The sequence below is a fragment of the Microbispora amethystogenes genome, assembly GCF_016863015.1.
GTDB classification, from domain to species: Bacteria; Actinomycetota; Actinomycetes; order Streptosporangiales; family Streptosporangiaceae; genus Microbispora; species Microbispora amethystogenes.
This window is the reverse complement of the sequence record NZ_BOOB01000058.1, coordinates 52,935-68,540: the sequence shown is the minus strand read 5'-3', so window position 1 is coordinate 68,540 and position 15,606 is coordinate 52,935. Positions and strand designations below refer to the sequence as shown.

At 72.3% G+C, this 15,606-nt stretch carries 11 protein-coding genes and 1 pseudogene; 9 read left to right on the top strand and 3 right to left on the bottom strand.

The features are described from left to right. Positions 1-5: 5 nt before the first annotated feature. Complete coding sequence (locus Mam01_RS32240; protein ID WP_204288954.1) at positions 6-3,488, bottom strand: LamG-like jellyroll fold domain-containing protein; 3,483 nt, start codon at positions 3,486-3,488, stop codon at positions 6-8. Between the two features lie 232 nt (positions 3,489-3,720). On the opposite strand from Mam01_RS32240, the gene Mam01_RS32235 reads away from it, so the two are divergent. Beyond that, positions 3,721-4,506 carry a CPBP family intramembrane glutamic endopeptidase gene (locus Mam01_RS32235; protein WP_204288953.1) on the top strand — a complete coding sequence of 262 codons (786 nt, stop codon included), beginning with the start codon at positions 3,721-3,723 and terminating at the stop codon, positions 4,504-4,506. 79 nt (positions 4,507-4,585) lie between these two features. Here Mam01_RS32235 and Mam01_RS32230 read toward each other — a convergent pair whose 3' ends face one another. Next, entirely contained in the window at positions 4,586-4,954 is a 369-nt protein-coding gene (locus Mam01_RS32230; protein ID WP_239101786.1) for a helix-turn-helix domain-containing protein, read from the bottom strand. Continuing rightward, positions 4,951-5,229 (bottom strand): annotated as a pseudogene (locus Mam01_RS32225) (type II toxin-antitoxin system RelE/ParE family toxin); the annotation flags it as partial. The gene Mam01_RS32230 and the pseudogene Mam01_RS32225, both read right to left, overlap by 4 nt. 589 nt (positions 5,230-5,818) lie before the next feature. On the opposite strand from Mam01_RS32225, the gene Mam01_RS32220 reads away from it, so the two are divergent. The 8 genes from Mam01_RS32220 (at position 5,819) to Mam01_RS32190 (ending at position 15,176) form a co-directional block, all read left to right on the top strand. Next, entirely contained in the window at positions 5,819-6,547 is a 729-nt protein-coding gene (locus tag Mam01_RS32220; protein ID WP_204288950.1) for an MIP/aquaporin family protein, read from the top strand. 265 nt (positions 6,548-6,812) lie between these two features. After that, the gene (locus Mam01_RS32215) at positions 6,813-8,435 is read left to right on the top strand and encodes an OPT/YSL family transporter (protein WP_204288949.1); all 1,623 of its coding nucleotides are present in this window, start codon (positions 6,813-6,815) and stop codon (positions 8,433-8,435) included. 105 nt (positions 8,436-8,540) lie between these two features. Further along, positions 8,541-8,675 (top strand): hypothetical protein, encoded by a 135-nt coding sequence (locus Mam01_RS37470; RefSeq protein ID WP_259402773.1) that lies wholly within the window; start codon positions 8,541-8,543, stop codon positions 8,673-8,675. Positions 8,676-8,802: 127 nt separating this feature from the next. Further along, entirely contained in the window at positions 8,803-10,323 is a 1,521-nt protein-coding gene (locus Mam01_RS32210; RefSeq protein WP_204288948.1) for a radical SAM/SPASM domain-containing protein, read from the top strand. Further along, positions 10,278-11,195: a methyltransferase domain-containing protein gene (locus Mam01_RS32205; RefSeq protein WP_204288947.1), complete on the top strand. Its 918-nt coding sequence runs from the start codon at positions 10,278-10,280 to the stop codon at positions 11,193-11,195. Before Mam01_RS32210 ends, Mam01_RS32205 begins: the two co-directional genes overlap by 46 nt. After that, positions 11,186-12,568 (top strand): TldD/PmbA family protein, encoded by a 1,383-nt coding sequence (locus tag Mam01_RS32200; RefSeq protein ID WP_204288946.1) that lies wholly within the window; start codon positions 11,186-11,188, stop codon positions 12,566-12,568. Before Mam01_RS32205 ends, Mam01_RS32200 begins: the two co-directional genes overlap by 10 nt. Next, on the top strand, positions 12,552-13,892 hold the full coding sequence (locus Mam01_RS32195) for a metallopeptidase TldD-related protein (RefSeq protein ID WP_204288945.1): 1,341 nt from the start codon (positions 12,552-12,554) through the stop codon (positions 13,890-13,892). Before Mam01_RS32200 ends, Mam01_RS32195 begins: the two co-directional genes overlap by 17 nt. A 60-nt stretch (positions 13,893-13,952) precedes the next feature. Next, complete coding sequence (locus Mam01_RS32190; RefSeq protein ID WP_204288944.1) at positions 13,953-15,176, top strand: NAD(P)/FAD-dependent oxidoreductase; 1,224 nt, start codon at positions 13,953-13,955, stop codon at positions 15,174-15,176. Positions 15,177-15,606 lie beyond the last annotated feature (430 nt).

Genomic DNA, 15,606 nt, shown 5'->3' with positions numbered 1-15,606 from the left:
AGGACTTACTGCAGGGAGAGCTCGTAGATCTCGTCGTCGGAGAGCACACCGGTGTAGGCGCGCACGTCGTCGATCTCACCGACCCACTTGTTCCAGCCGTTGATCGCCTGTCCGATGGTCAGCGCGTCCTTCGTCTGCCAGGGCGTGGTGAACGACGTGGTGCCTTCGAGGTTGCCGTCGACGTACAGCCTGAGCTGGTTGTTCGCCCGGTCGTAGACGCCTGCGAGGTGCGTCCACACCCCGGTCTCGGCGGGGTCGGTCGAGAAGGGGCCGGTGTAGACGGCGGAGGTGGAGTCGGCCGTCGGCATGTTGAACCGCCAGCGGTCCTGCGCCTTGTCGTACTGCAGGTAGAAGCCGCTGCGGCTGACGCCGTCCATGCTCACCGCGGTGCGGTAGTCGGCCTTGTCGGTCAGCCGCACCCACGCGGCGACGGTGAAGGAGCCGTCGGTGCGCAGCAGCGGACCCGCGCCGGACTGCAGCGGCGCCTTGGTGCGGATCAGGCACCCGGCCGCGCCGAAGCCGGCCGCGCCGCCCACCCATCCGCCGGTCCAGGTGCAGGCGCCGGTGGCGTCGGCGTCCCGGACGAGGTCGCTCGGCTTGCCCGAGGAGTCGCGGGCGACGGTGCCGGAGGTCTCGTCGAGTTTCCAGTGGCCCTCCAGCTTCACCGGACGGTTGGCCAGGTCGCCGACCTCCTTGTCGTAGACCACCCGGTCCCAGACCCGCACGTCGTCGACGTCGCCGGCCCACTGTTCCGACCCGCCGAGGGCCCGGCCGATCACGAACCTGCCCGCGGCGTTCCACGGGGTGGGCTGCACGGCCGTCGTGCTCTGCGGCCTGCCGTCCACGAAGAGGCGCAGCCGCCCGGTCGCCGCGTCGAAGGACGCCGCGAGGTGCGTCCACCGTCCGGTCACCGGCGCCGCGTCGGACTTGGCGTGGTAGTACGTCGGCGAGGCGACGCTGTCCGCGGAGCCCATCGCCATCGCCCACCGGTCACTGCCGATGTGGTACTGCAGGGAGAAGCCGGCGCGGTTCACGCCGTCCTGGCTGAGCACCGTGCGATAGGAGTTCTTGTCGGTGAGCCGCACCCAGGCCGCCACGCTGAAGTTCCGGTCGGTGCGGATGATCCCGTCCGGCTTCGACGGGGTGATCGTGCCCTGGACGCCGTCGAGCCGTACGGCGCCGGAGACGCGGCCGGGGGTGCGGGTGGCGCCGGTGGTCAGCGTGGCCTGGTAGCCGTTGCCCGAGGAGTCGCCGGCCACGGTGCCGGAGGTCTCGTCGAGCGTCCAGATCGCCACCGGCGAGGTCGCCCGCCGCACGCTGAACTCGTACCGCTTGTACGGGCCGATGTTGCCCGCCTTGTCGCGGATCCACACGTACAGCACGTTGAGCAGGTCACGGGGCGGGGTCACCTTCACGGTCGCGGTGCCGTCCGCCGCGGCGTTCACGGCCGTCGCCGTCCCCGGGTCGTCGCTGTTCAGCGCGTAGAGGTAGCCACCGGCGTCCGTCACCGTCCCGGGAGTGAGCCGGAAGACGCCCATCCGGCCGACGCCGCCGCCGGGGACCGGGTCGCCTCCCGAGGGCGTCTCGGGATAGTCCGTGGAGGCCACGCCGGGCGCCACGGAGGGCCGAGTCCGGTCGACGATCATGTCGCACCAGCCCGACCAGCCGCTGGTGCCGCTGGTGGCGACGCCGTCCTGGGCCCGCACCCGCCAGCTGATCTTCGCCCCGTCGGTGACCGTGAGCGGAGCGGTGACGGGCGTGCCGGAGGCGACGTAGGACGTGATGCGCTCACCGAGCTTCGCCCCGCCGGTCGCGTACCACTCGAAGTGGGCGCGCACGGTCTGGCCCTTCGCGCCGTCGGCGTCGGTCACCCTCGCCCGCAGCGTCGGTGTGAGCGTCGTGACGTACGGCGCGGCCGTCCCGGTGGCGCAGGGCACGTACGCGCTGGCGCCGACCTGGGTGGAGAGCTGGTCGGGCACGTTGGGGGTGGTGTTGTAGGTGATCTCGATGGAGGGGTTGTTGCGGAACTTCTTCCAGCCGTACTTGTCGCTCTCGCTCGCCGCGCGCAGGCCGAGGGTGAGGTTCGCCCAGTTCTTCGACGCCGCCTCCGTCACGGCCGACGTGGCGTCGAAGTCGACGCCTCCGGCGCCGCAACTCGAGCTGTAGCCCTTCGCGACGCTGGCCGAGGCGATCTTGCGCTTCCAGGCGGGCTGCGCGTTCCAGGTGGTGCCGGTGCCGATCGAGCCGGTGAGCCAGAGCTGCACCTCGCGGGCCGAGCACGACCACGAGTACGTCTCGTAGGCGCGGAAGGTGGCCTTGACGATGTGCTTGCCGTTCACCGGCGAGGTGTTCATCCGGAAGAACGACCGGTAGGTGTCGACCGTGGGCCCGGACGGCACGTACGGGTCGTTGTAGTAGCCGACCTTGGCCACGTCGCTGGTGCCGTAGTACTTCGTCGAGGCGAAGTGCTTGGAGACGTAGGCGAAGGCGAGCCGCCCGGCGCCGTACATCGGCGGGTCGACGTAGACCGGGTAGGTCAGGCCGGGTGTCCGCAGGAAGGCCTGGTCGGGGGTGAGCACCAGCGCGTCGGCGTCGAGCCGGGCGGCGACCGTGCCGATCGCGTCCCCGGTCAGCGGGCCGACGAGACGGCCTCTGCCGCCGTCCTCCGTCTCCTCCGTGCCGGAGGAGTCCCACATCTGCGGGGCGCTGCCGTGCAGGACGACCTTCCCGCCCGGGTCGCGCACGGTGGCGTTGCCGGTCGGGTCGAGGCTCAGCGTGCCCCCGCTGACCTGGACCTTCATCCGGAACTCGGCCAGCCGCGGATCGCGCGCCGCCTCCGGGGTCTTCACGACCAGCACCTGCGAGAAGCCGTCGAGGCCGGCCGTCAGCTTGAGGTCGACCCCCGGGAACACCTCCTCGTAGGTGGCGGTCTCGTAGAGCGGCAGGGGCTTCGGCAGCGGCGCCGGCCAGGTGTAGGTGAGCGTGACGCCGTCCTTGACGATCCGGACCAGCGGCCCGTCGCCGCCGCCGGAGAACGTCATGTCCACGGGTGCGGAGTAGGGCCCGAGCGTGCCGTCTCCCCGCCACATCAGGCTGAGGTCGACCGTGGCCCAGGTGTCCCCCTTCTTCACCCGGCTCGGCCAGAGGCTCGCGACCATGCGCTGGTTGCCGTCGGGCTCGGCGAACACCTGGGTGGTCTCCGTACGCTGCGACATGATCTCGACTGGTTGCCCGGTGTCCTTCGCCTGCCGGATGGCCGTGGCGTCCTCTCCGGGGAGCGGCTCGGGGTCGGGATAACCGTCCTGGGCGACGATGCCCGGCGCGGCGGCCGGGCCGGCCGCCGCGGGCAGGGCGAGGGCGTGCGCGAACGTGACGAGCAGTGCCGGTACGGCGAGCGCGGCGGCGAGCCACCGCCGTCGTCGCCTGCCGTCGTCTTCGTTTCGGGAGAGCGGGCGGGATCGCGGGCGGGATCGTGGGCGGAAAGTCACCTTCACCTCACGGGCAACTCGGACACCGGCCGCGGGCGGCATCGGTGCTGATCACGATCAAGGTAGGGAAGGTCACTTTCACGGCGGTTTCACGTAATTCGGGCACGCCGCAATCGGGAGCTCCGCGTTCTCCACTCGCGCCGCACGCGGGCCGGGCGTCCTCCACCCACGGATGGAGCGAGGGGCCGGAGCGGGTCAATCCGTACGGCATGGCGGCGCGGAGACCGGCTCCGTGGTGGCCCGCACCGCCCGCACCGGCCACCTGATCGCCGCCGGCGCCGCCATGTTCGCGCTGCCGTGGCTGGTCTGGGGATCGGCCATCGCCCAGGCGCACGGCCTCATCGGATGGCGGCTGCTGCAGGGCCTGGCGCTGTGGGTGCTCACGCCGTCCGTCGTCCTGGTCACCGCGCTGATCGGCGGCCGCCCGGCCCTGCTCGACCTCGGCTGCCGCCTCGTCGTCTGGCGGGTGCCGCCGGTCACGTACCTGGCGGCGCCGGCCATGCCCGTCGTCGTGGCGACGGCGGCCGTGGCGCTCGCCGCCGCCCTCGGCCACCGGCCGCACCTCGGTGCGATGATGAGCCTGCCGTCGGCGCTCGCCTACCTCGGGTACGGCGTCGGCCTGTACCTGCTGACCGAGGAGGCCGGCTGGCGCGGGCTGCTGCTGCCCCGGCTCCAGGCCCGGATGCGCCCCGCCTGGGCGAACCTGCTCCTCGGTGTCGTCTGGTCCGTGTGGCACTACCCCCTGCTGCACGTGCCCGGTGAGAGCGACAACGGCCTGCCGTTCGCCGGCTTCCTGCTGTTGACCACCGGCACCACCGTCCTCATCGGTGCCCTGGTGAACGCCGCCGGGGGCAGCGTGCTCGTCGCCGCCCTGTTCCACGCGGCCTTCAACGCCACCTACAGCTACACCGGCGTCGTCGGCCCGGACCACACGCCGCTCTGGACGGCCGCCACCGTCTCCGCCGTACTCGCCGTCGCCCTCTCCACAGCCACCCGCGGCACTCTCCTCCGCCGCTGACCCTGCCACCGTCCGCCGGCGAATGAGCTCGATCCCATTGGCTACAACCCGATGGAGAAGCAGGCCACCATCCTCCGGTTCACGCTGCCGAGGTGTGGCCTCCGGTGGTTGACTCGCCAGGCCGGGGGTCGTGGTGGGGCGTGAAGACGAAGGCAGAGCCGTTGTCGTCCAGCCGGATGGTCAGGGAGGCGTCCAGAGCGCTCGCGAGCCGGGTCAGCAGAGGCAGTGTGGGTACGGAGTCGCCGCCTTCGATGTTGGAGATCTGGGGTTGGGTCATGCCGGCGCGGTGAGCGAGTTCGGCCTGGGAGAGGCCGAGGGCGGTGCGGCGGTTGTAGACGGCCTGGCCGAGCGCCAGGGCCTGGCCCGCTTCCACGTAAGCGGGGGACTCCTCGACCGTCTCGCCCAAGAGCTTCCTGGTCCGCCGGGTCTTCCACTGAGAGTGGTTCACGGCCTGTCCTCCTTGGTCCGGTCGTAGACGTGTTCGGCGGGGCCGTGCTCGGCTTCGCATAGTTTCTGTGCTTGCCGTGCCCGTTCGATCTCCGCATCCTCCCGTTGCCGGGTTTTGCGGAACACGGTGAGGAGCACGATGCGCTGGTCGGGGGCGAGCCAGTAGGTGATGCGGATGGCGTTGCCGTCCAGAACGAAGCGCAGTTCACGGACCTTGCCGCCGAGGTGGCGTGAGTACGGCTCGCCGAGGGTGGTCGCCTGGGAGGCGAGCATGTCGACGGCCCGCTCGGCCTTGTCTTAGTGCCGGTCGGTGAGTATCTCCAGCCACTGTCGGACCTCTGCCTCGATCTCGATCCGCCAAAGTGCGCTCACCTGCTGATTATACAAAAAGTGGTATGGCGGGTGTCGAGGGTGCGGAGGCCGGCTACTGCCGCGTGGGGGCATCCTTGACTGATCTCATCCGGGAGACTGGCGCGGCGACACCACCGCTTTGGGGTGGCTCGTGGTGGCGTGATGAAACAAAGCATGGGGCTGTCTCCGGCCGCGCCGGTGTTGAGCGGTTGCCGTCGGCACTGGGATCTCCCGTATTGATGACCGAATTCCTAATTTGGGACTGCCTGGAAGTGCGTTGTCATGACTGGGCGCGCGGGAAGGGATCTGGGGAAAACCTCCTGGTAAGTGCCGCTACCAAATTGCATTGATATCTGTCAATATCGATTCGGATGGGACTGAAAGAGGCGCTTGCAGTCGTCGCCGGGAGGCCGGCGGGTGCCGTACGACAGGGCGTCATGGGGTGTGTCATGTCAAGGGGAGGCCTCAACGTGCGTGACTCGTCAGTCCGTCTCGACCGGATCGGTGACCTTTGGTGAGCCCGGCGTTGCCCCGCCGGGCGCTGGCCGAGTATGTGGGCACGCTGCTGCTGGTGACGGTGGTGGTCGGGTCGGGGATCATGGCGCAGGAGCTTTCGCCCGATGATGTGGGGCTCCAGCTGCTGGAGAACTCGACGGCGACGGTCTTCGGGCTCGGGGTGCTGATCCTCGTCCTCGGCCCGATCTCGGGGGCGCACTTCAACCCGGTGGTCACGCTGGCCGACTGGTGGGCGCACCGCGAGCTTTCCCTCTCCGATGTGGGGGTCTACGTCGCCGCCCAGATCGCCGGCGCCGTCAGCGGGGCCGTGCTGGCCAACGCGATGTTCGGCAGGGCTGCCGTCTCCTGGTCCACCCATAACCGCTCCGCCGGGCATCTCCTGATCGGCGAGGCGGTCGCCACGGCGGGGCTGGTGCTCGTCATCTTCCTGCTGGTCCGCGCGGAGAACGCCCGCCTGGCGCCGGTCGCGGTCGCCTCCTACATCGGCGCCGCCTACTGGTTCACCTCGTCGACCAGCTTCGCGAACCCGGCCGTGACCGTCGGCCGCGCTTTCTCCGACACCTTCGCCGGGATCGCCCCGTCCTCGGTGCCGGGGTTCGTCGTCGCCCAGGTGGTCGGCGGCGTGATCGGTCTCGCCCTGGTCGCCGGGCTGTACGGGCGCAACCCGGGCGCGCTGCCGGCCGGACAGGCGGACGCCGATCCCCTGCTCGCCGATCGCACGCTGTGACCCCACGCGATTGGCCGGCATGTGCACGGCGTAATTCCGAAACGTATCGTCATGTTCGCGTAACGCAGGCTATCTGCATGAATAAGCAGTGCTGTCAAGACCCTTGACCATTGCCGTCGGTCCAATTTAATGTGCATCCGTCGGCTACATCGATAGTTATCAATGTAGTTCATCTGGTCGAGATGGGGGGCGCTTCGTGGGAGGAAAGGAGCGCACCGCATCCTCCACCACGTCATCCTCCACCACGTCGCCCGCGGCCCTGGCTATGGACGCCCCCGCCGGCTGGCGGGGATCGTACGTCTGGGCCACGCTCATCGGCCTGGCCATCGGCGTGCTGCTGTGCGTCCTCAACGTGCTGGTCCTGTTCCGTACGGGCACGTCCTTCGGAGGGTCGGCGCTGGTGGCCGCGCTGGGCGCGGCGCTGCTCCGGGTGGCGGGGGCGCTCAGCTGGCAGGGCCTCTTCGTCGTCTTCTCCATCGCGTCCAGCGGATACATGGCCACGGCCGCGCTGGACACCGGCATCGGGGCCGTCGTCCTGCGGGCCGGCGAGCTGCCGGCCTGGGGCTTCCTGGTGGTGCTGGCGATGGCCGCGAACGCGCTGGGGATCTTCCTCGGCGGGCTCGTCGCGCGGACGCTGGTGGTCGCCGAGAGGCTGCCCTACCCGACCCTGAAGCCGGCCATCACCCTGATGGCGTCGCTCAGCGCCCCGAAGGACGGGGAGGGCGACCGGCTCGGCCGCATGCTCCCCATCGCCGCCGGGGTGGGCGCCGCGTCGGCCCTGGGGGTCGCCCTGTGGGGCCACGACGTCACGCCGGAGGTCACGGGCACCCATCTGGCCCTGGCGCTCTCGCCGCTGCTGTACGGCGTCGGGTTCCTCATCGGCCCGCGCGCGTGCGCCTGGCTGGCGGCGGGCGCGGCGTACAGCGTCGTCGTGTGGGCGGTCCAGGACGGCACGGCGGGCCGGCCGGTGGCCTACACCGACCATCTGTCCTATCCCTGGGTGCTCGCCGCCGGCGTCGGCCTCATCCTCGGCTACTCCGTCGCCTCGATCGCCCGGGTCCGCGGCCCGCTGGCGCGCTCCCTCCAGGGGGGCCGCCTGCTCCCGGGCCGTACGCGGTGGCTCGCCGTCGCGGTCCTCGTGGGAACGGGGCTCCTGGCGCTGGCGTACCCGTCCCTTCTGCGCTACCTCGGCTACGGCCTGCTCGGCGTCGTGCTGCTCGCCGTGATGACCGTGTTCCTCACCCGGGCCGGCGGCGAGATCGGGCTGGTGCCGTTGTCCCCGGCGCTCTACTTCAGCGTCGTGGCCTTCGCCATATCGGGCGCCGACCAGACGGCGGCGTTGCTCATGGCGTCGACGATCTGCTGCGCGGCCCTCGCCGCGGTCTACTTCACCTACTCGGTCAAGGTCGCGCACGAGCGTCCCGAGGGCCTGCCGGAGCCGCCCAGGCGGCTGACGGGCTGGACGCAGCTGGCGGGCGGCCTGGCCGGCGCCGTGGTCGGCGTCCTGGTGATCGCGGTGCTCACCCGCGCGGGCGTGCTCGGAGGACGTTCCTTCCCCGCCCCCGTGGCCACCGCGGTCCAGTTCGTGGACGCCACCGTACGGGGATCGGCCGAATACCCCGGCGCCATCGCCCTCGCGCTGGCCGTCTCGGGCCCGGTGGGCCTGGGCCTGGCCTTCACCTCGGCCATGCCCACGATGATCGGCCTCGGGGTGCTGCTTCCCCCCGCCTACTCGCTGACCCTCGCCGCCGGAGGCCTGACCCAGTGGCTGCTCACCCGCCGCAACTCCGGTCGGCGCAGCGGCACCGAGATCGTCGCCTCCGGACTGATCATCGGTGAGGGCCTGATCACCGTCGCGGTGCTCATCGTGCGGGAGGTCCTGCGGTGACCCGCCACCTGGGGCACGCGCCCCACCAACGACTCTCTCCGCCGCGCAGCGGCGGGGAGCGGGCCGGAGAGCGCGGCAGAGATCACAGTGGAGGAGGTGATACCTATGATCGCCATTTCCATGATCGAGAACGCCGAAGTGTCCGAGAAGCAGACCGACTGCTGCACCGCCATGCGCGGCCGGAAGAACCTCGACGTCGTGACCAGCATCATGGCCAACGACCCCGACGGCTGCGAGTGACCGTGGCCGGCGGACCGTACGACACAGGTATCCCCTGTCGCGCCCTCCGACTCCCGGCCCACCCCCTCACCCACCCCACGACCCACCCCCCGGCGGCACCACGGACCCCGTTTCTGGGAGACACACCATGCTTGTGAGCCCGAACACCGTCACCTTCTCGGTGGAGCTCCCCGAGGGCACCCTGGACCCTGCCTATCTCGACGAGAGCGGCAAGGTGAGCGTCCTCGCCAACGCGGTGTCCGGATCGATGGACATCGTCACCCCCGCCGAGGTCGCCGTGCTGGAACGGGTCCGCGCCGGAGACGCCGCCGTCGACCGTGAGCTCGTGGCCGGCCTGCTCGAACGCGGATACGTCTGCACCGACCCGGTCGAGGAGGAGGCGCGCTACCGCGCCATCGTCGACGGCTACTTCCAGGCGATCCAGGAAGCGCCGTTCCAGTTCATGTTCATCCCGTCGTTCGTGTGCAACCTGGCGTGCCCCTACTGCTTCGAGGGCGAGCTGACCACCAAGAGCCCGCGCATGGACGAGGAGATGATCGAGGCCGCGTTCGACACGATCCCGGAGATCCAGGACCGGCACCAGAACTCCGGCCCGCCGTACATCACCCTGTTCGGCGGGGAACCGCTGCTGGACACCGCCTACCAGCGCGGCGCCGTCGAGCAGATCCTGCGCGGCTCGTACGACCGCGGCTACCCGGTCACCGCGATCACCAACGGCGTGGCGCTCGACGCGTACGTGCCGATGCTGCTCAAGTACGGCTGCGAGGAGGTCCAGGTCAGCCTGGACGGCACGCCGAGGACCCACGACACCCGGCGGGTGTTCCGCAACGGCAAGCCGACGTTCGAGCTCATCGAGCGCAGCATCGACGTGGCCGCGGAGGCCGGCATCCGCGTGCTGATCCGGGTGCTGGTCGACGAGGACAGCGTGGACGACATGCCGCGCTTCGCGGAGTTCGCGCAGGCCAAGGGGTGGCTCGACCACCCGAAGATCCGCCTGTTCAACGGCTTCACCAAGGCCACCACGTTCCTGTACGTCACCCCCGACCACCCCGAGGAGAAGCGCAAGCGCATGGTCCGGGGAGACGTCAAGGCCGGGCTCCAGGAGGCCTTCTGGAGCATGGTCAAGCAGAACCCCCTGGTGGACCGCATGCTGCAGCCCGACCTGGCCCGCATCAGGTCGGCCGTCCTGGAGGGCGACCGGCTGCGGCCCAACCTCCAGGGGTGCAGCGCCGGCACGAGCGTCGTCGCCTTCGACCCCTACGGCAAGATCTACGGCTGCCCGGAGACCGTGGGCCGTCCCCAGCACGCCTGCGGGACGTTCTACCCCGAGTTCAGTTACGCGGCCGGCTACCGGGACCCCTGGCGGCACCGCCACGTGGACACCGTGCCCATGTGCCGCGACTGCAACGTGAAGCTGTTCTGCGGGGGCGGCGGCTGCCCCATCAAGGCGTGGGCGGCCAACGGCGGCGACTTCAACACCTGCTACTGCCCGAAGGTGTCCAGCATCACGACGCGTGTCGAGACCCAGCTGGCCTACCTGCTGCCCATGGCGCTGCGCCGGCAGCAGGAGCACGCGAACCGACCGGAAGGAGAAGAGGGAACGTGGGAGCAGATGACACGCGTGGGTTCGTTTCCCTGGATGAGCTGATCCGCCCGCGGACGGCCGCCGAGACGCTCACCGAGCCGGACGCCTGCGGGTGCGCCCCGCAGACCGCGGACCAGGCGTCGGGCTGCTGCGCGGCCCCGGAAGCGGCCCTGGCCGACCAGGGCCCCGTTCCCGTCGAGACGCACGTGAAGAAGCGCTACGACGCGCTCGCGGTGCAGGGCACCAGCACGCTGTGCTGCTCTCCCACGTCGGTGTACACGCCGGAGGAGCTCGCCGAGATCCCCGACTGGGTCCTGGAGCTGTCCAGCGGCTGCGGCTCGCCCATGAACGCGATCGGCCTGCGGCCCGGGCAGACGGTCGTGGACTTCGGCTGCGGAGCCGGCCTCGATCTGCTGATCGCCGCGCGCCGGGTGGGGGAGACGGGCCGGGTCATCGGCGTCGACGCGTCGATGCAGATGGTCAGGACGGCTCGCCGCGCGGCCAAGGAGATGGGGCTCAAGAACATCGACGTGCGGGTCGGTGACATCCGGCGCCCGCCGGTGCGCGAGGCCAGCGTCGACGTGGTGATGAGCAACTGCGTCCTCGGCATGTTCCCCGACAAGAAGGAGGTGCTCCACGCGGTCGCGGCCGTCCTGCGCCCGGGCGGGGTGGCGGTGATCTCCGACGTCGTGTACTCCGACGACGGCCCGCCCCCGGCGGACGTGGCGGCCGGCGAGTCCGCCGGCGCGGAGGACTTCGCCCGGTGCGTGGTGGGCATGACCGAGAGCCAGTACCGCGACCTGGTGCTCGGCGCGGGCTTCGGCAGCGTGGACATGCGCAGCGACGGGCTCGTCCCGTACCGCGACGGCGCGCAGGTCACCAGCGCCATGATCTTCGCCTACCGGGACGACAGCCCCGCGCAACCGTGCTGCTGACCGGCGCCTCGCCCGCGCTCTTCCGGGACGCCGGCCTCCGGGCCGGCGACTACGCCGAGGTACGCGTCGAACGCGCCAGGACCGTCGACCTGGTGTGGCGCGGCGACGGCCTGGAAAGCAGCGTGACCAGCCGTGACGAGGGGTGCTGCGCCCGGGTGATCGGCGGGTCGGGGTCGGCGTTCGCGTCGAGCACCGCCGTGGACGCCGGGCCGGTGCTGCGGAGGGCCGCGCGCGACGCCGTCGAGCTGGGGTGTGCGGCGGGACGTCTCGCCGCACACCGGCCCTACCGGGACGACGACCGTCCCGGCGAGACCGGTGAGCTCGCCGAGACGGTCGGCCTGGCGGAGAAGGCGGAACTGCTCGGCGGCTACCACGCGGCGGCGCTGGCGGCGCATCCGGGCGTGACCGGGGCGCTGGTCTACTACCGCGAGTCGGTCGCCGACGTGGAGCTGTTCACCAGCGAGGGGACCGGCGTCTCCTACCGGCGCAGGGACCTGACGCTGCAGATCACCGTCTACGCCGACGGCGGCGCCGCGAGGACCGCCGGATCGGTGTCGGCGGGCAGCGGCGGCGACTTCTCCGTGGTGCGGGGCCTCGCCCCGGAGGTCGAGGCCGCCGTCGCGACCGCCGTGGACCTGCGCGCCGCCCCCGTCGTGGCGCCCGGGGAGTACGACGTGGTCTGCGACGGCCCGCTGGCCGGCATCTGGGCCCACGAGACGATCGGGCATCTCGCCGAGGCCGACCACCACCTCGGGGACGCGCGCCTGCAACGGTCCCTGGCCCCCGGCCACCGGGTCGGCCCGTCCATGCTGACGATCGTCGACCACCCCGGGCGTCCCGGCGCGCGGGGCTTCGTACCGGTGGACGACGAGGGCACGGCGGGGACCCCGGTGGAGCTGCTGCGCGAGGGCGTCGTCACCCGGCCCCGGCTGCACGACCGCTCCACCGCGGCGGCCTTCCGTGAGGAGCCCACCGGCAACGCCAGGGCCCTGAACTTCCGCCACCCGCCGCTGCCCCGGCTGCGGACGATCGCCATCGCCCCCGGCGCCGCGTCCGAGGAGGAGATGATCGGCGGGGTGGCGCGCGGGCTGCTGGCCCGTGGCGTGCTCGGCGGGCAGACCGACCGCGCCGGCTTCACCTTCCTGCCGGCGGAGTGCCGGGAGATCCGCGACGGCGAGGTCCGCGGCCGGGTCAGAGGCGTGGTGCTGTCCGGCGACGTGCTCGGCGCCTTCGCGGCCATCGACGCGATCGGCCGGGAGCAGTGGCGCGGCGACACCTCGGCGAGCTGTGGCAAGCAGGGCCAGAACCCGCTGCCGGTCAGCTCGTGGGCCCCCGCACTGCGATTGCGAGGCATCCGTGTCACCTCTGGCTGACCGGCTGGAACAGGTCGGAGCCGAGGCCGCGGCCCGCGCCGACCACTGGGAGATCATGGCCGTCGAGCGTGACGACACCGTGGTGGAGGTCGGCTCGGGCGTGCCCGACCTGGTCAGGTCCGCGCACGAGACGGCGCTGTGCCTGCGGGTGCACCACCGCGGCCGGGTGGGCACGGCCACCACGACCCGCCTCGACGACGTGCACGGGCTGGTCGGCGAGGCCGTACGGAACGCGGCGCACGGGCCCCCGGCGTCACCCGACCCGGTCGTCGGGAGGACCGCCGCCCCCGAAGCCACCGGCACGTCCGCCGTGGACGAGGGAACCCGGTCCGTACGGCTCCTGGCCGAGCGGCTGGGCGCGTTGCAATGCCGGGCCGGGCTGACCGTGCACGGCACGGTGACCCGGACCGAACAGGCGGTGCACCGCGCGGCCCCGGACGGGCGCACCACGACCTCGGACCGGTTCTTCCACGTCGCCGCGCTGGCGGAGGGATCGGCCGTCCAGCTGCCCTGGACCGGCTGGACCCGGACGCCGGAGCTGCCCGCCGCGCTCTCCGCGTGGCTGGAGGCCGCGGCCGGCTGGGACGGGCTGCCCGCCGCCGACGCGCCGTCCGGCGACCACGACGTGCTGCTCGCGCCGTCAGCGGTGCACACCCTGCTCACCCCGCTGGTCACCGCGTTGAACGGCACCGCCGTCACCGCGGGCCGCTCGTTCGTCGCCGGGCATCTGGGCGAGCCGTTCCTGCACCCCTCGATCTGTCTGCGCGACCACCCCTCGGAACCGGCCGTGCCGGACGACGAGGGCACCGGTGGGCTGGCCTGGCCGGGCAGCGACGACGACGGCGTGCCGTGCGCGCCCCTCACGCTGGTCGAGCGGGGTGTCCCGGTCCGGGCCTACCACAGCGTCCGTACGGCGGCCGCGTGCGGGACGGCGCCTACCGGGCACGGGTTCCGGGGCAACGCGCTGCGCCGTACGGTGCTCAAGCCCGCCACGCCCGTGCTCAACGGCGCGACGCTGTCCGCCGGACCGGCCGGCGTCGGCTCCTTCGACGACCTGCTGGCCGGCGTACGCGAGGGGGTGCTCGTCGAGTCGCTGATGGGCGGGCACCAGCGCGCCGGCCTCTCACCGGTCGTCGAGGGCAGGCTGCGGCTCGGGTTCCTGATCAGGGACGGACGGGTGGCCGGGATCCTCCGGCAGCGTCCGATCGCGCTCGACCTGCGCGAGGTGCTCGGCCGCCGTTTCCGCGCGGTCAGCGACCGCCGGTGGGCCGTGAGCAGGGTCTGGTCGGGCCGCCTGCCGTTCGTGCTGGCCGGCGGGACATGACACGGCGGGACATGACACGGCGGGACATGACACGGCGGGACATGACGCGAGGAGCGGCCGATGTATGACGTGATCGTGGTCGGCGGCGGCGTCGCCGGGGCCGCGAGCGCCGCCCTGCTCGCGCGGGAGGGCCTGCGGGTCCTGGTGTGCGACCGCACCCGGCTGCCCGCCCCGGCCGTCTCCACCCACTTCTTCGGCCCGACGACGCTGGCCTTCCTGGACCGGCTCGGCGTGCTGGACGAGGTGCTCGCCACCGGCGCGCCGCCGCTGCGGCGCTGGCACCTGGAGGTCGAGGGCGGCTACTACGGCGCGCCCATGCTGCCCCGCTCGCCCTACCACTACAACCTGTGCGTACGCCGGGAGACCCTGAGCGGGATCCTGCTGCGCGCCGCGGGCCGGCACGGGGCCGAGATCAGGGAGCGCAGCCCGGTGCGGTCCCTGCGCCGGGACGGTGACCAGGTCATCGGCATCGAGGGCGCGGGGTGGTCGGAGAAGGCCAGGATCGTCGTGGGCGCGGACGGGCGGGGCTCTCCGACCGCCCGGCAGGCCGGCGCGGCCACGACCTTCGACGCCGGGGCCATGCGCTGCACGTTCCACGCCTACTGGGAGGACGTCGTCCCGCTGCCCTCGCCCGCGCTGGAGCTGTGGCACGACAGCGGTCACGTGCTCCAGGCCGGCCCGTGCGACGGCGGGCGGTGGGTGGTCATGCTGTCGGCGCCCGTGGGGGAGTACGCGGCGATCCGGGCGGACGAGGGATACGAGCGCCTGCTCCGGTCGATCCCCGCCATGGCGGCCCGGTTGCGCACGGCACGGCGGGTCTCGCCCGTGTACGCGTCGAAGAGCCTGCGGAACTTCCACCGCGAGCCGGCGGGGCCGGGCTGGCGGCTGGCGGGCGACGCCTACTGCCACAAGGACCCGCTGTTCGGCGCGGGCATCACCGACGCCTGCGCGGCGGCGGAGACGCTCGCCGCCACGGTGCCGCTCGCGGTGGACGGCGACACGCCGCAGGCGCAGGCGAGCTACGCGACCGTTCTGGACGAGCGCGTCGGGCGGAAGGTCCGCGCGGGGCTCGCGGGGCTGCGGATCGACCCGCCGGAGCCCGGCCAGCTCGCCTGGATCCGCGGCGTGCTGGCCCATCCCGGGCTGGCACTGGAGATGACCCGCCGCTGCTCGGAGCTGTTCGCCGGGCTCCCCGAGGACCGGCGCGACTTCTGGCAGAAGGTCGCCGACGGCGCCTCGGAGGTGCTCGGCCTGCCCCCGGCGGCCTCCGTGGACCCGTCGTGACCGCCGTTCCCGGCTATCTGGCCGGTCACGTCGAGGACCTCGCGGCGCTTCAGGCCCGGGTCGCCCACGCCCGCTGGCTGGCCGCGACGGGGCAGGGCGACGATCCTCCGGCCCTGCCGGAAAGCGGCCTCGCCTGGCTGACCGACGGCGGGCTCGTCCTCCTGGCCCTGGAGCACGGAGACCTCCACTACGCCGGGGAGCTGGTTCTCTGGTACTTCCGCGTCCGGCTGACGGAGGCGACCGCGCGGCTGCGGCTGCTCCAGCGCACCGTCACCGCCGAGGCCGGCGGCAGGACGCTCACCCACGGGGAGCTCGTCGCCCTCTCGCGGACCGTCACCGACGACCGGCGGCGCGCCGAGGTCCGGGCCGCCCTGGCGGACGTCGGCGAGCGGCTGCGCGAGGGACGGCGGCGCTGGCTCGACGCGTACGC